The organism is Acinetobacter sp. USHLN143, from assembly GCF_037145695.1.
Classification (GTDB): Bacteria; Pseudomonadota; Gammaproteobacteria; order Pseudomonadales; family Moraxellaceae; genus Acinetobacter; species Acinetobacter fasciculus.
Window position 1 is genome coordinate 1 of sequence record NZ_JBBCWZ010000152.1, and the last position, 1,956, is coordinate 1,956.

Sequence of the window (1,956 nt, forward strand, 5' to 3'; positions counted from 1 at the left end):
TTGTCAACGGCATTTTAAAATTGACCCCTTTTACCTTAAAAATGGCGAAGTAAAATTGACCCCTTTGATCTCGTATTAAGTTTCAACCTGCGGCTGAATCCCAATTCTTTTTTTATCCTTCAAACGATAACTCTCACCCGATATCTGTACCACATGACAGTGATGTAATAGCCGATCTAACATCGCAGCGGTCAACGTAACATCATCCGCAAATGACTTAGACCATTGGCTAAAGGGTAAGTTACTCGTCAATATCGTACTGCCTTTTTCATAACGCTTGGCAATCACGTTAAAGAACAGATTCGCTTCTTCACGTCCAAACGGTAAATAACCAATTTCATCGATAATCAGTAATTTTGGGGCGAGTATCACCCGTTGCATATAGGTTTTCAATTTACCTTGCTGATAGGCTGTACTGAGTTGCAGCATGAGATCGGCGGCGGTAATAAACTTGGTTTTGACATTGTTCATGATGGCCTTATAGCCTAATGCCATAGATAAGTGCGTTTTCCCTACACCGCTAGCCCCGAGAAACACCACATTTTCTGCTCTAGCAATAAAGCTCAGGTTGAACAACTCGACCACCTGTGATTTGGGAGCACCCAGTGCATAATTAAAATCGTAACCTTCCAGCGTTTTCACTTGAGGCAGGCCTGAGAGTTTCATCAGGACCTGCTGGCTGCGCTGTTGCCTGGCAGCATATTCATGCGTCAAGATCGCTTCAACAAAGTCGGCATAACTTCCATCTTGACCTAATGTTTGTTGTGCATGATGTGACCATTGTGATGCGATGGCAGGCAGATTGAGCTTTTGGCAAAGTTGCTCTATACGGTCGTATTGCAGATTCATCAGGAAACTCCCAGCAACTGGTCATATACCGATAAAGGATGCTGCAAACTCTCGTAGGGCATGACATGCTGTGCTGCTGCAACAGGTACAGTGCTAGAACCTGTATCTGATAGCGGTAATGGCGTAAATTTTTGCTGCTCCTGTTGCAGTCGAACAGCCGGTTTTTCTTGCGTGGTGGCATGAATCCGCTGATTGGCGGTTTCATGCAGCCACCGGCCAATGTGGGCATTGGCGACATCAACATCTAACAGTAAACCCGAAGTCTTCAGGCTTGCTTTCAATGGCACAATAAAGCTTGATTTGAGGTATCCATTAAAGCGTTCAACTTTGCCTTTGGTCTGTGCACGGTAGGGCTTACATACGCGAGGACGAAAGCTGTATTTCTTGGCGCAGTCGAGCAGTTTGGGATTCCATTTATGCTGCCCCTCCTGATAGGCATCCCGTTCAATCATGATCGTTTTAGCGTTATCAAACAGGATTTCTTGAGGTACTCCTACAAAAAACTGAAATGCATTTTCTAGACCATCGATCCATGCATCCGTACGTTCATGATCATAAAATTTCACGAAAGTCGCTCTGGAATACCCTAATGTTGCGACAAAGGCTTTTAAAGTCGTGTTGTTGCGTCGAATTGTGGTGAAATCCACCTGCATTTGTTGGCCAGGTTGGGTTTCAAAACGAATGATCGGTTCCGGTTTGGCAACTGGTTTTAATGTTGCAAGATATTCCCTCAATATCCTGATCTTTCCTGGATATCCCAACCTTAAAATTTCCTGGTAGAGCACGACAGCAGGAATCCATTCAGGATGAGCTGCATTTACACGTTGGAGTAAATAGGGTTTATATGGGTCAAGGATACTTATTCTAGGCTGTATACGCTGATACTGAGGTGTGGTGTTTTGCCGTAAATATTTACGTACGGTATTTCTGGACACCCCCAGTTCACGAGTAATGGCTTTAATAGATTTACCTTGTTGATGAAGTATTTGGATTGTCACTGCTTGCTCCAAAGTTAACATGTTGAGCAGTCCAAAATGACCGCTATATTAACCAAGGGGGTCAGTTTTTAAATGCCATTAGGGGGTCATTTTTACACTGCCGCTAACA

2 protein-coding genes are annotated in these 1,956 nt (G+C 43.9%); both read right to left on the minus strand.

Features of this window, described 5'->3' with window-relative positions; all coding sequences use genetic code 11:
- Positions 1-75: 75 nt before the first annotated feature.
- Positions 76-849 (minus strand): IS21-like element ISAba8 family helper ATPase IstB, encoded by a 774-nt coding sequence (gene istB / locus WFH18_RS17315; RefSeq protein ID WP_005105266.1) that lies wholly within the window; start codon positions 847-849, stop codon positions 76-78.
- On the minus strand, positions 849-1,868 hold the full coding sequence (istA, locus tag WFH18_RS17320; RefSeq protein WP_005263048.1) for an IS21-like element ISAba8 family transposase: 1,020 nt from the start codon (positions 1,866-1,868) through the stop codon (positions 849-851). Before istA ends, istB begins: the two co-directional genes overlap by 1 nt.
- Positions 1,869-1,956: the final 88 nt, after the last annotated feature.

Coding starts and splice junctions, on each gene's coding strand:
- istB (WP_005105266.1), bottom strand. CDS start 849: ATGAATCTGCAATACGACCGTATAGAGCAACTTTGCCAAAAGCTCAAT.
- istA (WP_005263048.1), bottom strand. CDS start 1,868: ATGTTAACTTTGGAGCAAGCAGTGACAATCCAAATACTTCATCAACAA.